The 19,113-nt window shown below is 28.3% G+C and carries 17 protein-coding genes; 13 read left to right on the top strand and 4 right to left on the bottom strand.

Features of this window, described 5'->3' with window-relative positions; genetic code table 4:
- The 3 genes from rnc to mnmG form a co-directional block, all read right to left on the bottom strand.
- Positions 1-661: ribonuclease III (rnc, locus tag ACW95P_RS00615; RefSeq protein WP_457961288.1), on the bottom strand; the 661-nt coding region annotated here is incomplete at its 3' end.
- Positions 662-674: 13 nt separating this feature from the next.
- Positions 675-1,106: a 23S rRNA (pseudouridine(1915)-N(3))-methyltransferase RlmH gene (locus ACW95P_RS00610; protein WP_457961287.1), complete on the bottom strand. Its 432-nt coding sequence runs from the start codon at positions 1,104-1,106 to the stop codon at positions 675-677.
- On the bottom strand, positions 1,096-2,940 hold the full coding sequence (mnmG, locus tag ACW95P_RS00605; RefSeq protein ID WP_457961286.1) for a tRNA uridine-5-carboxymethylaminomethyl(34) synthesis enzyme MnmG: 1,845 nt from the start codon (positions 2,938-2,940) through the stop codon (positions 1,096-1,098). Before mnmG ends, ACW95P_RS00610 begins: the two co-directional genes overlap by 11 nt.
- Positions 2,941-3,098: 158 nt before the next feature.
- Between mnmG and ACW95P_RS00600 the strand changes: the two genes are divergently transcribed.
- Positions 3,099-5,411: a DUF31 family putative serine protease gene (locus ACW95P_RS00600; protein WP_457961285.1), complete on the top strand. Its 2,313-nt coding sequence runs from the start codon at positions 3,099-3,101 to the stop codon at positions 5,409-5,411.
- A gap of 600 nt (positions 5,412-6,011) precedes the next feature.
- Positions 6,012-7,661 carry a ribonuclease J gene (locus ACW95P_RS00595; protein ID WP_457961284.1) on the top strand — a complete coding sequence of 550 codons (1,650 nt, stop codon included), beginning with the start codon at positions 6,012-6,014 and terminating at the stop codon, positions 7,659-7,661.
- A gap of 63 nt (positions 7,662-7,724) precedes the next feature.
- Here ACW95P_RS00595 and ACW95P_RS00590 read toward each other — a convergent pair whose 3' ends face one another.
- Complete coding sequence (locus tag ACW95P_RS00590) at positions 7,725-9,827, bottom strand: hypothetical protein (RefSeq protein WP_457961283.1); 2,103 nt, start codon at positions 9,825-9,827, stop codon at positions 7,725-7,727.
- 815 nt (positions 9,828-10,642) lie between these two features.
- On the opposite strand from ACW95P_RS00590, the gene ACW95P_RS00585 reads away from it, so the two are divergent.
- From ACW95P_RS00585 to glpK, 11 genes are all read left to right on the top strand, one after another.
- Positions 10,643-11,491: a hypothetical protein gene (locus tag ACW95P_RS00585; RefSeq protein ID WP_457961282.1), complete on the top strand. Its 849-nt coding sequence runs from the start codon at positions 10,643-10,645 to the stop codon at positions 11,489-11,491.
- A gap of 18 nt (positions 11,492-11,509) precedes the next feature.
- Complete coding sequence (locus ACW95P_RS00580; RefSeq protein ID WP_457961281.1) at positions 11,510-11,851, top strand: thioredoxin family protein; 342 nt, start codon at positions 11,510-11,512, stop codon at positions 11,849-11,851.
- Positions 11,852-11,874: 23 nt separating this feature from the next.
- Positions 11,875-12,606, top strand: coding sequence for a triose-phosphate isomerase (gene tpiA / locus ACW95P_RS00575; protein WP_457961280.1), 732 nt, complete (start codon positions 11,875-11,877; stop codon positions 12,604-12,606).
- 1 nt (position 12,607) lies between these two features.
- The gene (locus tag ACW95P_RS00570) at positions 12,608-13,111 is read left to right on the top strand and encodes a hypothetical protein (protein ID WP_457961279.1); all 504 of its coding nucleotides are present in this window, start codon (positions 12,608-12,610) and stop codon (positions 13,109-13,111) included.
- Positions 13,111-13,620, top strand: a complete 510-nt coding sequence (locus ACW95P_RS00565; RefSeq protein ID WP_457961278.1) for a hypothetical protein — start codon at positions 13,111-13,113, stop codon at positions 13,618-13,620. The genes ACW95P_RS00570 and ACW95P_RS00565 overlap by 1 nt, the downstream gene beginning before the upstream one ends.
- Complete coding sequence (locus ACW95P_RS00560) at positions 13,610-14,023, top strand: hypothetical protein (RefSeq protein WP_457961277.1); 414 nt, start codon at positions 13,610-13,612, stop codon at positions 14,021-14,023. The genes ACW95P_RS00565 and ACW95P_RS00560 overlap by 11 nt, the downstream gene beginning before the upstream one ends.
- 36 nt (positions 14,024-14,059) lie before the next feature.
- On the top strand, positions 14,060-14,566 hold the full coding sequence (locus ACW95P_RS00555; protein WP_457961276.1) for a hypothetical protein: 507 nt from the start codon (positions 14,060-14,062) through the stop codon (positions 14,564-14,566).
- Positions 14,567-14,903: 337 nt separating this feature from the next.
- Positions 14,904-15,230 (top strand): hypothetical protein, encoded by a 327-nt coding sequence (locus ACW95P_RS00550; protein ID WP_457961275.1) that lies wholly within the window; start codon positions 14,904-14,906, stop codon positions 15,228-15,230.
- Between the two features lie 498 nt (positions 15,231-15,728).
- Positions 15,729-16,253: a hypothetical protein gene (locus ACW95P_RS00545; protein WP_457961274.1), complete on the top strand. Its 525-nt coding sequence runs from the start codon at positions 15,729-15,731 to the stop codon at positions 16,251-16,253.
- A 201-nt stretch (positions 16,254-16,454) separates the two neighbouring features.
- Positions 16,455-17,582, top strand: coding sequence for a type 2 glycerol-3-phosphate oxidase (gene glpO, locus ACW95P_RS00540; RefSeq protein ID WP_457961273.1), 1,128 nt, complete (start codon positions 16,455-16,457; stop codon positions 17,580-17,582).
- Between the two features lie 13 nt (positions 17,583-17,595).
- Complete coding sequence (gene glpK / locus ACW95P_RS00535) at positions 17,596-19,113, top strand: glycerol kinase GlpK (protein WP_457961272.1); 1,518 nt, start codon at positions 17,596-17,598, stop codon at positions 19,111-19,113.

The following is a 19,113-nucleotide window of genomic DNA, read 5'->3' as shown; positions in this document are numbered from 1 at the left end:
CAATATTAATTTTTTTTAAAGCATCTTTTGCTGCTTCTGTTTCTGCTTCTTTTTTAGATTTTCCTAATCCTTGACCAAATATTTGACCTTTGTATTTTAATTTTGCCAAATATTTTCCATTTTCTTGTTTTTTGGCAAGATATTCAATTGGACTATCACTAAGATTTTGAACATATTCTTGGAAAATAGTTTTTGGATCTTTTAAAGAAGTAAAAGATTTCTTTCTTTCTTCAATTACATGTACATATATAAAATTTTTTAAAAATTTTTCTAAAATTTCTTCATTTTGGTCTAAATAAATAGCGGCTATTAATGACTCAACTAAATCTGCTTGAATTTTTGGATTAATCAAAATATTAGCTGCACCTTTAGAAACTTTTGCATATTTAGTTAAATTTAGTTCAATAGCAACTTTTTCAAGCGCTTTTGTATTAACACTATTAGCACGCAAAAGAGTTGCTTGTCCCTCTTCTATTTCTGGATAGCTCCTAAAAATAAAATTAGAAACACGGAATTGTAAAATGCTATCTCCTAAAAATTCCAACATATTGTAATTTTTAAAATGAGAATGTTCGTTTGCATAAGAACTATGAGTTAAAGCTTGATTATAAATATCTAAATTATTAGGTTTAATTTTAATTTTGTCAAATAAATTTTGCATTAAAAACCTCGTTTTATTTATGATATTTTAAATTATTTTTGATACTTAAAGCTCTATAAATTTGTTCAATTAAAATGACTCGAAATAATTGGTGGGGAAAAGTCATTTTTGAGATTTGTAATTTATTTTTAAATCGAGTCTCATCAACACCGTTAGAACCACCAATTATAAAATTAACTTCTTTTGTTTCAAAATATTTAACAAATTCTTCTGAAGTTACTTGTTTTCCTTGTATCGAAGTTAAAAAAGTAGGTAAATTTAAATTAATTTTTTCTAAAAGTTTTTTGGTTTCTCAATCAATTTTTTGTTTGATATTTAAATCATTACTTTCATGAATTTCCACCACATTAACATTAGCAAAATGTTGAATTTTCTTTAAATACAAATTAAAGATTTGTTTAAATTCTGGTTTTAAACTCCCAACCACAAACAAATTAATTTTCATTTTTAGCTTTTTTATTTCGCAACTCTAAATGAAACATAATCATTTGGATATCAGCTGGGTTAATACCACTAATTCTTGAAGCTTGCCCAATTGTTGTTGGCAAAACCATTTTTAATTTATCGCGAGCTTCAGTAGCTAAATTATCTACTTTGTCCCAATTGATATCGGCTGGTAATTTTAAATTTTCTAATCGCAACATTTTCTCAGCTTCGCGGTTTTGTTTTTTTATATATCCATCTAATCTAACGATTGTAGTTAATTCTTCAATATAAGGAAATTCAGGTTCTAAAATATCATTGGGATTAACCTCAATTCGCATTAATGTTTTTAGCTTAGATTGCCCATTTAAAATATTATATTTTTTTCCAATCATTTCATTAGGAGAAATAAATTCTTTAGATAGTTGCTCAATTTTTTGTTCGATTAAATCATATTTAGCAATGATGTCTTGATATTCTTGGTTACTAATTGTTCCGGCCTCTAAAGCATATTTTGCTAAACGAATATCAGCATTGTCATTTCTTAATAATAAACGATATTCTGCACGCGAAGTTAGCATTCTATAAGGCTCTTTAGTTCCTTTTGTTACTAGATCATCAATTAAAACACCAATGTAGCCGTCATTTCGATTAATTAAAATCGGTTCTTTATTTTCTAAAAATCTAGCAACATTAATTCCAGCCATTAACCCTTGAGCGGCAGCTTCTTCATAACCACTAGTTCCATTAATTTGCCCTGCTAGAAATAACCCTGAAATTAGTTTAGTTTCTAACGACTTTTTAATTTGTAATGGATCAACTGCATCATATTCAATTGCATAGGCTCATTTAGCGATGCGAGCATTTTTTAAGCCTGGTATAGTAGCAATAATTTGTTTTTGAACATCAATGGGCATTGAAGTTGATAAACCGTTGATGTACATTAAATCACCTTTTTTAGTTTCGGGTTCAAAGAAAATTTGGTGTCTATCTTTATGACTAAAACGGACAACTTTATCTTCAATTGATGGACAATAGCGCGGACCTACACCATTAATTAGTCCTGAATACATCGAAGAACGATCTAAATTAGCATTAATAATTTTATGGGTTTCTGAATTTGTATAAGTTAAATAACAGTGAATTTGTTTATCTAGCTTAATATTTGAACGGCGACTAAATTTTAAATCTGACTTTTGTAAAATTTCTTCTTGGACTTGTGAAAAATCAATCGAATCAGTTCAAATTCGTGGTGGTGTCCCTGTTTTTAAACGCAATAAATTAAAACCTTGGCGCTTCAAAAATTGCGAAATCCCTTTAGAAGTAGGCTGATTATCTGGGCCAGATTCATAAACTTCATCACCTCGTAAAATGCGAGAATCCATATAAGTTCCTGTTGTAATTACGATGGCATTAGTTGAAAAAAGAGTTTTTTTACCAGTTTTAACTCCAGTTACTTTTTTATTTTCATCAACTAAAATATCTTCAACGATATCTTCAATGACATCAATGTAAGGGTTAGTTTGAATGTCTTGATAAATAATTTCTGAATATTTATCTTTATCGATTTGTGCTCTAATCGCTCGCACTGCAGGTCCTTTAGATTCGTTTAGCATTTTCACTTGGATCATAGCTTGATCAGAAAAATAACCTTGGACTCCGCCCAAAGCATCTATTTCTCGTGTAATAATTCCTTTGGCAGGGCCACCAATTGAAGGGTTGCAAGGCATGCTGGCTAGTTTCGTTGCATCAATGGTAATTAAAGCAACATGAAATTTTTTCTTTGCCAAAATATAAGCAGCTTCAATCCCGGCATGACCTCCACCAATCACTATAGCGTCATACTTTTGTTTCATAATTATTGATATTATAAAGAGTTTTAAATAAAAAATTTCAAACTTTTTATAAAGATTTCTATTTATACATAAAGTTAATTTGTTTTATAATTATTTTATTTTATAACTAAAATTTGATTACTAATAAATCAGGAGACATTTAATTTTTGGGGGTTAAGATGTTGTGATTCAAACGATTAAAATCAATTTTGTTAAAAACAAGTGTTGTTGCAGTTGCAACATTACCTGTTGTGGTTGTTGCTTGTGGCAACAACATTTTTGATAGTAAAAATCCTAATAAAAAACCACAACAAAATCCTGGAATTTTTTCTGAAGATAATATTTTAGATAATCCAAATAATGAAGAAAATAAATCACCAATTCCAATTCCGGAGCCAACTCCTCCTACAAACAATCAACCAAACACCCCTGCTCCAGCACCACAACCACCAGTTGCAAATAGTCCCAAAGTTGAAAAAAACCCAGAAGATGATCTTGAAGAAAGTTTTTCTGCTAATAGAGAGTTTATTAAAACTTTTGTGGAAACTAATGAAAGTGGTTTTTCACCTTTAGCAGTAAAATATGAATTTGAAAAAAAACAAAAATCTAATGACAATGAATTTTTAAATAATGTATTAACTTCATCAATCCCTAACAAAAAATTAAATTGAAATGACATTGAAAAAGTGGAATATAAAAATTTTGATGATGAATTAGGTGTTGGTTATATAACATTTAGAATTAAAGGTATTGACTGAGGTTTAAAATTATCACCAAGTGATGGTTTGTGAAAGAGTCAAGACTATTATAATAATATTAAAGACTTAACTTTTAGCTTGTCACTTATTAATGAATCAGTTTCTATTCGAGTAACTAGAAGAAATGGTAATTATGATTTTAGCGATATCACATCAAGTAGCAATGGTATTTTATACAAAAATCGCCCATTTGTGGCTAGTCGCTCAATTGGTACAGCTTGAATTTTAGATAGATTAATTGATGAAAATGATGATAAAAATGATTATTTAACTTATTTAGTTGGAACGAATGTTCATGTTGGAACAATGGCTTCTGGTTTTGTTTTGAGTGAAGATGGTAAAAGCTATTTATTAGATCCGTATCGAATTTCTTTTGAATGAAATAAAAATAATTCCCAAATCCATGAAGGATTTAGACAAACTTATGCTGGAGCTTTTGAAAACTATCACAAAATTAATAATTTACAATTTGGAGAAAATTCATTTATAAGTGGTGGTAATAATTTACCTGGTGATGGCGACTTTTTCAACATTAATCCAATAGGTCCGATGCGAAATCCATTTTTTCCAGGCTTTTTTAATAGCATTCGCTTACCAAGGCTTTTACCTTTTTTAAGTGCAACAAAGAAAAATGACCTATATAGAAATACAAGCGAAAAAATTAATGTTGCAAATAATTTTCCTGCCTTTAATCACCAAAGCAGAAATGTTTGAAGAAAAAGATTTAATTCACTAAAAACTTGATACCGTTCAAATCAAGCATTAGAAAAGCAAAAACAAAATTTGTTAAATAACATTTTCTTTATTCCTAAACATGAAACTAAAGTTAAATTAGCTAATGGTTCAGAAGTAAATTACACTAATTTAGGATCCGATTTTATGGTTCTTAAAATGCAATTGAAAAAGCGTGACTTAGCTGTTTCATGACCAAAATTATTAAGAGCTTTTAGAGATAAAACTGAAGATAAGTTGTTTATGAAAATGAATAGCTCTGGGCCAATAAATGAGAATTACAATTTATATACCGGAGGTTACCCAGCTTTTAATGATGAAGAAGTTGAACCAAATAGTTATGAGCAATTTATTTATCAAGCAGAAAGGTATAATTCAAGATCTTATCCATCAGGCGCTTTTTGAAGAGGTTTAACGTTATTTAAAAGCTCTATACCAAATACACTAGGGCATGAAGATGCTCTAAAGCAAAATCCAATTGATAATTATAGTAGTTTTGAATACTCAACTGAGCCATCAGGAATCCCTAACTTACCTGAAATTAAAAGCAATGAAGTGCTTTATTACATTCAAAACTATCAAGAATCTGCTTTTAATTCAATGTGGAGCAATAAAATTAATATTTCTCAAGAATGACCTGGTAATGAATGAAGCGAAGCGGAATTAAAAAATTTAATCGCCAACCAAATTCGTAGTTTAGATCCCAATACAATGTATAGTAAACTTTACACAACTGGGAAACGTAATTTTTATGAAGCCTCTAAATTCATTAAAGGCGGAAGTTCTGGCTCAATGGTAATTAATCCCAAACGCGAAATTGTGGGTATCGTCGCCTCTGTGGCGCCTGATTTAGTAAAACGAAACATTAAAAACGCTATTTTTTATGATTTCTACGGAACTTATGAACAATCGCAAGGAGACAAGATTTTTGCTAATAATATTAGCCAAAAACTTAAAGATGAAAATATTTATTCAGTAATGTTGAATCCTATCTCATCATAAAAAAAAGCAAATGAAAAAGCAGCCTTATTATACGGCTGCTTTTTAAATATAATACATATACAAAATTTTCAAAAACAAAATAAATTTAGAAAATATACAAAACCACAAATAATAGAAAATTTAAATTTTAATATAATAACAAAATAATAAACAAATTAAACAAATATTTTTACATTATAAATGAACTTTTAAAAATGAATAAATAAAAACATATACTTAATTATTCAGATATATGAAGTTATCTTCTTTTCAAAAATATAATGAACATAATAACTAAAATAATATTGCTACCCAAATAAAATTTAATTTGAGTAGCAATTAAATTTTATCATAAAATTAAAACTTTTTCAAAATCATTTTAGTTTAACCAATAAAATTCTTTGTATTGACATAAAGTGCCGCTTTTTCTGTTTTTTTCTAGAAAAAATCCAGTTTTATTAACCTTGATTTTGAAGGGATAATTTTTTTATTATTAATAAAAAATTTATATATTATAATTTTTTATAATTTTAATTTAAATAAATAAATTAAATTGTCTGTGAAACACATTTTCAATAATGAGATTTAATACCAATTAGATAAAGGAACAACATTCAAGCGATGGCTAATATTAACTTTTTTGCCCTAGGTGGGTTAGATGAAAACGGGAAAAACTCTTATGTTTTAGAAATTGACAATGACTTATTTGTTATCAATGCTGGAACCAAAGTTCCAATTAACTCAGCAACTGGAATTGATACCCTTATTCCTAGTTTTGATTTTTTACAAAAAAATCAGCATCGAATTAGGGGGATTTTTATAACCGATGTAAAAAATGAATCATTTTCAGCAATTCCCTGGTTGTTAATGCAAATTCCTAATGCTAAAATTTATAGCTCAGAATTTTCTAAGCATGTAATTGAAGAACGAATTTCAAAATATAAAATTGAAAATGGCACTTATAAGGTTTTTACAATTGAGAAAAAAACTAAACTAGGAAAAGTTTATGTTGATCCCATCGGCTTGGCTGGTTCATTATTTGGGATTAATGGCTATAATTTTGAAACTCAAGATGGCAATGTTTTATTTTTACTAAATTTTGTTTTAGGTAATGCTGGAATTTTTGGAAGAACTGATTTAAATTTAATTAAAAGAAAATTAGATAATAAACCATTATTGGCTTTATTTGTAGATTCAGGAAAAGCTAATTTATTGGGCAATTCGTTTAATAAAATCGATATTACCCCAACCCTATCAAGTTTTTTTGAACAAACAAGCCCTAATGCCCGTATCATTGTTGGGTCTTATGATGAGGAAATGTATTTAATTCATGAAGTTTTGGGATTGGCTAAAAAACATAAACGCCCTGTCGTTATTTATGGAAAAAATTACAATCGGTTATTAGACCTTTCAGAGCTAGATGATTTTACAAAAAATTCATTACCAGTATTTTTAGACTATAAAAAGTTAAATAAAACTAAAAATGCTGTAGTAATTGTATCTGGAAGTGTAGAACGACTATACCAACGTTTTTTAAGAATTGCTGATAATAATGATGTATTTTTAAAATTAAAAAGCACTGATGCTGTAGTAATGGCAGCCCCTCCTGTCAATGGTCTAGAAGTGGATTATGCCAAAACGCTGGACCAAATTGCTAAAACATGCCCAAATTTAATTGATATTTCTGAAACACAGCTATATCCAATGCGTCCTGCTAAAAAAGATATTTATGATCTTGTCAAATTTTTGCGCCCTAAATACTTTATTCCATTGCAAGGTTTATATCGTTATCTAACTGTAGCCGCTCAAGAGGCTCAAAAAGCTGGTTTATCAGCTGGAAAAACTTTTGTATTACAAAATGGTAAAACTTTAGCATTTGTTAATGGAGAGTTGTTTTCTCAAAAAGGAATTATTAAAGAAGTTGGCGAAACAATTATTGATGGTTTTGGTGTAGGTGACATTTCTTCAGAAGTAATTCGCGAAAGAGAAACATTAGCTCGTGATGGTATGCTGTCTATTTCTTGATTATTTAGTTACAAAACGAAAGAATTAATTGGTGATATTAGTATTGCTTCAGCTGGTTTAATAACTAAGGAGAAAAAAACTGAAATTCATGAATTAGTTAAATCACTAGTTTTACAATATTATCGTGAAAATGGACTAGCTGATATCAAAACAGCACAAGAAAAAATTCGTAAAATGATTAAGAAAAAACTTTTCCGGTTAATGGATCGTGAACCCATTGTTTTAATTAAGTTTTATGATATTTAAAAATTAAATTAAAAAATCGCAAGTTCATTTGCGATTTTTCACTAATCTTTTTAGCTAGTAATTTTATTTAGCTTCAGTTTTAATTTCTGTTTTTACTTTTGCAGTAACAGTAAATTCACCATCAACAGTTTTAACAGTTACATTGCGATTAACTTCACCAAACATTTCCTTAACAACTTCTTGAGTTAATTCGGCTACATTGGATAAATCAATTGTTTGTATTTTGTATGAGTAATTCAAGACTCTTACTAGGGTATTGATATCATCTTGAGTTGCGCGCTTTGATTTCTGGGCTAAAACTAATTTTGTAGGTTGTTTTTCTACATCTGTACCATACATTACAGAACCATGAGCTGAAATTTTGTCAGTATTATCTATTGATAAATCTGATAGATCCATAGATAATTTATGATCATCCACTGGGGCAAAGACAACTGATTTTAATTTTAATGCTTGTCCTTCATTTAATTGTGGAAATTCAATATTATTTAAATCTCTTAATTGGGTTTTTGATAAGTCTCAATCAGTGATATACCCACCACTACCAAATTCACCTTGGAATTCTCTACGATCTTTATCTTTGATATATACAAATTTAAAAATGTTTTCTAATAATTGTTTGTTAACTTCGCTACCCACTTGGAATTTAGTGAAAATAACATTTGTACCATAACTAAATGTACTTTGTTTTACTTTAGTAAAAACTTGAGGGTTAACAGTTTTTAAAACCTTGCTTTGATCAATTGGATTACCGTTATTATATGGTCCAACAATATTTAGTTCTAATAGTTGATTTTCAGCACTAAAGTTTGGATTATCTTTTAAAGCATTAACTGCAATTGGGTTAGATGTTTCGTAAAATAATGTTAATGATTTAACAAAATTCGGTAATTTTTTAACTACATCAGCTACATGTTTTGCTTTAGCTTCATTTACATTACGAATTACAACTCCTAAACCGTTGAAAGAATTACCAATTTTTTCTTTAACAGATTTTAAAAATTCTCCTGAATCATAAATTGGGTCAACATTAACAATTTCAATTACATGACGAACTTCGTTTTCAGAATTTTTATAAGTTTTTAAATATGCTTTAATTGTTCTTGTCAATTTAATTGCTTTAGTATTTACAGTTCAATTATTTTTAGTTTCTGTGCTTGAATTGCCATTAAAATCTAAATTAAAGATTTTTTCTTGCTCCAATTGTGAACTTGAAGCTACAGGCACAAAGCGATCTAAATTTTTCTTTGTTTGTTCATAAACGTAAGTATTAACAAACGCCGGTCTATAACCTCAACTAAAAGCAGAGGTAGGGAACATCCCTTGTTTTAATCAAGTAAGTTCTTGTTGTGTTAAATTTTCAACAGTTCTATCTTCAGCAACTTTTTTTCATTCTTCTCAACGTTGTTTTTCATAACCAGTTGATTTTTCAATTGTTTCTTTTAAATGGTCATTCATAAATTTAACAGCAGCTTTTTTTAAATCCTCATCTATTTCTAAAATTTCAGCTCCAGTAAATACTAAACTATTTACTGCAACAAATTTGAAGTCAGCAGATTTAATCTTTGTAGCACCAGCTTTTAGAGCCTTAAATTTTTGCTTGCTATAAATTAAAGCAGTCATTGTTTGAGTTGATTCTTGTCCACCTGGATTATAGGTGTTGTCACTCGCTTTGCCGTTATAAGTTCCTCGCTGGCGATTATATGTTCCATAACCTCCTAACTCTTCATTTATTGAAACATCTGCTTTTTTAGTTGTGTCCAATGTTTCGACTTCTTCAATTTCTAATAACTTATTAGCTTTGACTTTTTTTAAATAAGCATCCAAAACAGGGTTTGTGCTTGTTTTAATGTTAGAAAGCAACTCGGCATCAGTTTTTCTTGCTGCTGGTGTTGCTGTTTCAGAACTAGCTCCAGCGGCTTTTTCTTCGGTTTTTTGTGCCTCTTCGGCTTGAGCAACTTTCACTAAAGAAACTTCGCCTAATTTTGTTTTTTCTTCTGTATTTATTGGTGCTTTTGCAACTAAACTATAATTTAAAGTTTTAGGTGCTAAGCCATTTTGACTACTTTGTTGTGTGTTTCAAGGTTGAAAAACAAAAAGTGCTGTAGCAGTTGATATAACCGCAATAGCACTTAATGAACTAATTAATTTTAACGATTTTTTCATTTTAATTACCCCTTTAATTTTTAATATAAAAATTATACGCTTTTGCAAAAAAAAAAAAAAAAACTAATTTACTATCAAAAGAATTTTTGAAATAAAAGATTAATATAGGCCTTATTTTGAAATTTTTTCACAATAGCTTATTTTTTAAAATTATTTAATTTTTAAAAATCATCAATAATACCATATGTTATTTTAAAATTACGAAAAAAATTTTAAGTTTAATGATATTTACTTTTTCATCAATTGGTGAGCTTTTTTTCAAAGTCATGGTTTAAAAATTCACTAATTTTTACTTGTATTTTATTTTGAATTTTTTTGCTTTATTTTATTTTTCTAGAAATAAATAATGGTATTAAAGCTAACGAGAAAACATAAAAAGCTGCAAAAACTATTAAAAATATTTTTTAAAAATTACTTAAATTAAAATTAGATATACTAAATATTTTAATTATTTTACCCCTCCATTTTTATATAAAAAAACAAAAATTCATTTTATAAAAATGTAAAATTTTTACTTTACATTTAAAATAATTTAAATTTACATTATTTTTTTACAATTTTTATGATAAAAATACGCATATATCTTTTTTAGTTATTAAAATTTTGGAGTTATTATGTTTTTTAAATTACACTTTGTATTTCTAACACTCCTAGTTTTTAAATAAGAAGACTTTTGCTTATATTTATTATAAATAATTAAAATTTTATAATTTAGCAATTTTTGTTTCAATCCATAAAATGACAATAATAAGCAAAAAGCAAAACTTTAAGCTGCTTTTGTTATAATTTTTTTGCTTTACAAAATATGGAGAAAAATGAAAAAAATAAGTGCAAAAAATTTTTTTTCAAGTAATTACTTAGCAAGTTTTTTTATTTTAATTTTGCTTTTTTTACTTGTTGTAAGTTTTATTAATCAACCTTATATAACAATGTTTCATAGTTATACTTTTGGAGCACTTTTTGGTTTTATATCGCCTGTAATTTATGTTGCATTAATTACAGTTCTTTTTTTAAACATTTTTGTAAAGTCTCCTAATTGATTAATAACTTGATACAAAAGAATTATTGTTTTATTATTAGCATTATTTTTTGTTGGAGTACCAAGTTATTTTATTTATACAAACAACCATAATTATCATATTGTGGATCATCAAATTTGAACTGATAATTTTATGCAATGATGAAATATTTTTAATTCTGAAAATTATCTTTTACCAAATGTTTGACAATTAGGAATTATTCCTTTGTTTATTTATACATTTTTTACCTGGTTATTAACTATTTGGACACTTTTAACATTTGGAATTGTGGTACTAATTTGCTGAATTTTGTTATATATTGTTCCTAGAAAATGGAAATCACCTTTTTTAACTTCGATGTATTGGAAAATTGTATTTTTTAAAATAAAAAAATTTTTTAGAAAAAAAACTACTTATAATGAGTTTTTAGATGAAACATTTGTAATTAAAAATTTATCTAAGAAAAAACGAGAAGTTATTAAAAGTCAAATAATTGCAGCGCAAAACCAACCAGAATCTAGTTATGTATCCAAAGAAATAACAGTGGAAAAAGATATTATCGAAACTCAAAATCTATCAAATGCAGCAACTTCAATTCCTGAAGTTGAAGAAGAAATTTTACCATTTGATGATCCATTTGAATAACAAGAAAGAGGCTTAAAAATGCATTCAAAAATTGAATTTTTAAAATGAGCAGATGCTCAAAAAGAAATTGAATCAGGAGTTGTTTATTTAGAATTTGTTACCGCGTGATGTGGTGATTGTCGCATGATGGAACCAGTTGTTGATGAAGTGGCGGCCGAATTTGCTGACAATGATAAAGTAAGAATCATTAGAGTGGATGCCGAAGAAGCGAAAGTATTTCGTGATGAAAATACAAAATACCAAGTTTTAAGAGTGCCAACTCACTTAGTATTAAAAGATGGTGAAATTTTATATAAAGGGTTTGAGTATTACCCGAAAGATGTTTTAGCTGGTTGAATTAAATCGGCTTTAGAAAAATAATTAGATATACAATAAGGAGAAGAATGCTTAAAACATTAATTATTGGTAACTGAAAAATGAACAAAAATGTTTCAGAAACCGAAAAATTTTTACAAGATTTCCGAGTTGCTTATGAAGCAAATAAAACTAAAATTGCTAATGATATAGAATTTGCTATTGCAGCTCCTTTTACATTATTGCCAACATTTAAAAATGTTGCTAATTTGGAACTAGCAGCTCAAAATATGTCGCAACATGATGCCGGGGCTTACACAGGTGAAGTTTCTGCAATGATGCTACATGATTATGGAGTGAAATTTGTTATTTTAGGGCATTCTGAAAGACGCGAATATTTTCATGAAACAAATGAAGTAGTTAACCAAAAGATGCATCAAGCATTAAATAACAATCTAGTACCTGTTGTTTGTGTTGGTGAAACATTAGAAGAATATGAGTCTGGAAAAACCGAAGAAGTTGTTGCAAAACAAATTAATGAATCTTTAAAAGGATTAAATGATTATTCAAAAGTTGTTGTAGCATACGAGCCGGTTTGAGCAATCGGAACCGGAAAAACAGCAACCCCTGAAATTGCTCAAAAAGTATGTAAATTTATTCGTGACATCACAGCACCGGAATTGCTAATCCAATATGGAGGCAGCGTTTCTCCAACTAATGTAGGAGAATTACTATCTCAAAAAGACATTAACGGAGCTTTGGTGGGTGGAGCTTCACTTGATGCTGATTCTTTTGTAAAATTATTAACAAAAGGTGAATAAGTTGGCTTCGAGTAAAGTTAGAAAAGAAATTTTATCCTACATTAATAGCAAATTAGCAAAATTAAAAAAACAGGAAAAGATTTTATATATATCAAGTACATTTATTCGAATTACAGTAGTAATTTTAAACTTGATAATTATTGGTTTAGCATCTTTTGCAATTTATCAACAAATTCACTGATACAATACTGATTTAAAAATTAATAAACCAGATCAATCATTTTTAGATGCAGCTGGTTTAACGGTTGTTTTGGCTTCGGTAATTGTTTTAACTTTTATTATTAATATGGCCTTAACCATTTTTTCAGCAGTAATGAAATGACAAGATTATAAACAAGCAATTCGCGAAATTGAATATATCACTATTAAAGTTGAAAATGAAAGTGAAAAATATTCATTAGCAGAATTTGAAGCTGATTTAAAAAATATTGAAGAAGTTTACTTAGCCAAGAAAAAAGTTTCTAAAAAAGCTTTATTTATTAAAGCAATTATGGGGGGCAAATAATGCTTTTAAAAAGATATAAAATTGCTAGCACTCCAATGGAGTTTGTCAAAGAAATTAAATTAAAAACATTAATTAAATCTAACGTTTTTAAATTTGCTTTTTGAGGTTTAACTACTTTTTCATTATTTTTTGGATTTTTTTCTTCAATTATGGGAACAGTAAAATTAGCTTCTTCAAGATTTCCAGATCATTTTTCAGTAATTACAAAGTTATTTGTTGCTAATGTTGATGGTAAAGATGTAGATCAATGACCGATTTTTGTATCTTGAATTGGTGTTGCAACTTCTATTTTAACTGGAATTATTGCTTTGTTTGCGATGCGTAAGCGTTGAATTTCAAATACTAAAATTTATAACAATATTGTGCTTGAAGAAAAAATTTATGAGTTAAATGAAGGTATTTATTCTGATTCTAAAACACGAGATATGTTGTTTTTTAAAAGAATTGCCACAATCACTCAAACTAATACAAAAATAAAAGCAAGGAAAAAACAGCAAAATGCTAAATAAAATTTTTAATAATGATAATAATCAAAGTCCAATGCGACAAAAAGCACAAAAAACAGTTGATAAATTTCAAATTAAATATATTAGATCAAGGGCATTATTTTTATTTTTAAATTTATCATTAATCATTATGTCAGCATTTATGTCTATTCTTTCGGCTTATTCAATTGCTAAAAACCAGTATTTACCTTCAGTTTGAGTTTTTATTGTTATTGCTTTTTTAACATCAATTATTGCTTTTTTAAATACAATGTTATCAACTTTTTCTTTAACAAACGCTTATAATACTGCAGCAAACAAAATCGAAATACTTGAACAACAGGCTGAAGATTTAAAAGATGACAAAGTTGAAAATATGCGCGATTTTTTAACAGAAACATCGTCGCTTGATATTATTATTGAATAAAATATTAATTTAGACAAAATAAAATAGGATTAAAAAATGAAAAAGATAAGTAACAAAAAATTTTTATTGTTAACTTTATTGGGTGGACCATTAGGTTTGGATAATCTATATATTGGCAGAAGAACTTCTTTTGCTATTAAGTTAGCTTTTTTCTTTTTATCAATCTTATTTATTTTTATTCCTTTATATTTATTTTGAATTACTTGAACTGAAAATTATATTGATATTCAAATTGAATCTCGAATTCAAGCTGGTTATTTAGCTCAAGAAGATTTAAATAACAGCATTAATATTTATGACCCAGCACGAAAAGTTTTTTATATGCAACAAGCTTATAATTACGGCATTAATCGTTTAATAGAAATTTACTACTTGCATATTACTGCCTTTTTTGTAGGCTCAATTTTATTTATTAGTAATTTCATCTGATGAATTATTTCAATTGCATGATCATTTAAAGGACCTCAAGTCCGCAAGGAATATAGAATTCACTTACGCGAATTTTTCTTTTTTCATCAAGTAAATATTCCTAATAAAAAATAAATTACAAAATTACAATTTAAACTATAAAAAAATAAACCTTATAAAGTTGACCTGACTTGAATATTAGTCAAGAGTTAAATGCTTTTTAAAGGTTTATTTTTTTATAAAAAATAGCTATAGCAACATTAATAACTTTTTTCATACTTACTTTTTTAAAACTTTTTAATAATGTGCATTTTTATAATATTGATATTTTTTGTGATTTTTAATAATATAAAAAACTTTTTTGTTTTGAATTCTAAAACAGAACAAATTTTAAAAATGCAATATAAAGTAATATAATATTATTGGGTATATTAGTTAAAATATACTTAATTTTTTAAAAGGAAGTGCTATTATGAAAAAAATGAAAAAAGCAATTAATTTAGGTTTAATTTCATTAACACCTGTAATAATTGCTGGTGCAGGGCTTATGTCTGCTGACACATCGGTAGTAGTTCAAAAAAACGTAAATATAGAAGAAAAAAATGATTTTTCATTATTTTCACCTGAAAATTTTGAAAAAGAACTTAAACAAGAATATAAAGAATTTATAGATAAGTACAAAGATTTAGGTGAAGTAGATTTTAATAAATTATCAGAAGAAGAAAAAAATAAAATAACAGATTTTAAAATTAGATTATATGGTTATTTAGGAATACCAATCCAAATAGATAAGGTTTAACATGAATGATGAGGAGCTAATTTATGAGTTAATCTTACAAAAGGTGAAACTGTTTGGTGACTAAATAAATTAAGGCCAGCTTCTGAAATCACATCATCTATTAATTGACTTTCTCAACTAACAGAGCAAGGAGCTTCTCTTGTTGGAGAAGTTGTAGCAGATGATAAAATAAAAACATTTGCTACTATTGTTGAAGGAATATCAAAATTAGTAGGGTTTGTCTCTAGCTATTTTGATTACAATCATTTAATGGAGTTAGTACACTATAACCCCGAAAGAAATACATTGTCATATAGATTTACTTTTGGATTTATTCCTAGCGGTGTATTCAAGGGTTATGACCATAGGGACTAGTTATAAAAAATGAAAATAAAAAACAACTTTATTTGAATAAATATACTTTGATTAATTTCTGCAATTAGCTTAATTTTATTAATTTTAGTTTTTCAATGAAAATATGCATATATTTCATTGTTTATGTATTTATGAATTTATATATTGGTAGTTTCATTATCATGATTATTTTTAAATATATACAATGTTTTTATATATGTTAAATTACTTAATTTACCAGTTAAAAAATTTTTTATTAGTATATTACCTTTTGGATTCTATTATTTTAAAAAGGAAATCAACATTATAGAAAAGAATCGAAATCACGATAGTGTACAATTAGGATTTAAAGCAAAACTTTGATGTGCTTTATATAGTGCTTTTTTGGGTAGTTTAATAACAACCCCTATAGCAATGTCATTTATTACAGGAGCTAATTTTGCTTCTGGTACAGAGATTGAGAAAGAGATTAGTGGCGCACTTTTTGGTTTATCTTTGGCATGGCAAATAATAAACGGAATGGGTCTTGTAGTGCTATTTGGAGCTATAGTCTTGATCTCATTAGGTTTTTTATTTAGAGACATTTATATTAATGATAAAAAATATAGAGTTATGAAATTTTTCTTTCCACAATTTACATATCTAAAACTATATGCAGAAAATTCTTTATATAAAAAAGCTGTAAATTAATTTACATTAGATGATTTAATTATAAAAAAGAGAACCTTTTTTCTAGCACCATTTTTTTGAAAAAGGGTGCTTTTTTAATGCAACTTCAAAATTTCTATTAGTTTTTCTTGAAAAAAATTCTTTTTCTATTCATTAAAGTGCTGATTTCTTAAATTTATCTTTATAATTACAATTGAATTAATAAAATATAAGGAATATGATATGCAAGAAAAATATGATGTTGTCATCATCGGTGGGGGCATTATTGGAGCCTCTATTGCTTATGAACTATCGAATAAAAATCTCAAAATTTTATTATTAGAAAAAAATAGTGTTTTTGGTGGTGAAACCACAACAGGAAATTCCGGAGTAATTCATTGTGGCTTTGATGCCGACACCCATAAACTAGAAGCACATTTAAATGTTGTGGGAAATACTATGTGACAGAAACAAATTTTCCCTAAATTTAAATTTCCGCGGCAAAAAGTAGATTCACTCGTTATTGCTTTTAATAAAAAAGAAATGGATCACGTTCACAAACTTTATCAACGTGGGCTTGATAATGGGGTTAAAGCACAACACTTAAAAATTTTAACTCATGCCGAATTACTTAAGAAAGAGCCTAATGTTAATCCCAAGGCTATGGGAGCTTTAATGTGTAGTAACTCTTATGCAATCGATCCAGTGGCGGCGACAAATGAATTTATTGCTAAAGCTATTAAAAGAGGTGTAACTGCTTTAACAAATGCAAAAGTTGTAAGTATTGCAAAGCAAGAAAAAAATTTATTTCAAATCCATTATGGTGATAAACCTTATAAAGCATTAACTAAAGTAATTGTCAATGCAGCTGGTCACTATGCTGATGAAATTGCAGCAATGGCAGGTTATCCTGACTTTAAACAAACTACAAAACGGGGCGAATATCGTTATTTAGATCGTTCAGTTAATGGGATTGTAAATTCAATTTGCTTTATGGTGCCAACATTACATGGTAAAGGTGTAATTGTAGCCCCAACTTTAGCTGGTTTTGTTTTAGTAGGACCAACAGCTGAAGATGGTGTGGCAAAAGCTGATGCAAGATTAGTTACTAAGAAAAAGTTTGATTTAATTGGTCATATCGGAACTAAAATAATTCCATCATTACCAATGGAACGAACGGTAATGACTGTAGCAGGTTCGCGGCCAATTGATATCGCAACTAACGACTTTGTAATTCAATCAGCTCATGCTGATAAAAACTTTGTTAATGCTGCAGGAATGCAATCGCCAGGACTTTCAGCAGCGCCAGCAATTGCTAAAGCAATTTATCAACTGCTAAAAGCAACTGACATTGCAAAAAAATTAAAATAAAAAAGGAAATAGAATGGAACAGAAATACATCATTACACTAGATTCTGGCACAACATCTTGTCGTTCAATTTTAGTTGATCATCAAGGTAAGGTTTTAGGTGTTAATCAACACGAATTTACTCAGTATTTTCTTAAATCGGGGTGAGTAGAACATGATCCATTAGAAATTTGAAATACCCAACTTTTAACAATGCAAAATGTTAAAAGACAACTAAATATTAAATCACATAATATTGCTGCTTTGGGAATTACTAACCAAAGAGAAACTATTGTTTTGTGAGATAAACATACTGGATTGCCAGTTTACAATGCTATTGTATGGCAAGATCGAAGAACTAGTGAATACTGCGATGAATTAATTGCCCAAGGGTATGAAGAAATGTTTCGCAGTAAAACTGGATTAGTTATTAATCCTTATTTTAGTGGAACAAAAATTCGCTGAATTTTAAAGAATGTTCCTGAAGCTACAAAGAAATTAGCTGAGGGTAGCTTACTAGCTGGAACAATTGATACTTGATTAATTTGAAAATTAACTAATGGTAAAACACACGCAACTGATGTTTCTAATGCTTCAAGAACTTTATTGTTTGATATTCACAAACAAGATTGGGATCAAGAAATTTTAGACTTGTTAGAAATTCCGAGAAGCATTTTACCTGAAGTTAAAGCCTCTTCTGATTATTATGGAACTGTTGAACCTTCATTGTGATCAAAATCAGCAGTTGGTGAAGTGCCAATTACCGGAGTAGCTGGTGATCAACAAGCAGCTTTATTTGGGCAAATGTGTACTGAAGTGGGGATGGTTAAAAACACTTATGGCACCGGCTGCTTTACACTTGTTAACACTGGAACTGAAGCGGTGAAAAGTAATCACAAATTACTAACAACAATTGCTTGAAAAATCGGAAATGAAAAAACAGTTTATGCCCTTGAGGGCTCAGTATTTGTTGCTGGAGCTGCAATTCAATGATTAAGAGATTCCTTGCGAATGATGTATAACTCTAGTCAAAGTGATTTTTTTGCTTCGCTAGTAAATGATGATCAACGGGTATATGTAGTGCCTTCTTTCACTGGATTGGGGGCGCCTTATTGAGATTCTTATTCAAGAGGCGCAATTTTTGGTTTAGAACGAGGAACTAAAATTGAACATATTGTTAAAGCAACATTAGAATCAATCGCTTATCAATCTAATGACCTAGTTAAAGCAATGGAAAATGATTTAGGAAAAAAAATTCAACTGCTAAAAGTGGATGGAGGAGCTACTAAATCAAATTACTTAATGCAATTCCAAGCTAACATTTCTCGTTTAAAAGTGGAACGCCCTATCAATACTGAAACAACAGCTATGGGAGCATGTTACTTAGCGGGGTTGGCAGTTAAATTTTGAAAAGATCTTGATGAAATTAAACAAATTGCTAAGGTTGATCAAGTATTTGAACCTCAAATCACAATTACAGAAAGTGAAAAACTATTAAAAGGTTGAAATGAGGCTGTAAAAAGAACGTTAAATTGAGTTAAAGATATAGAATAG

It is taken from the genome of Mycoplasma pogonae (genome assembly GCF_054170725.1).
This window is presented reverse-complemented; position numbering and strand designations above follow the sequence as displayed.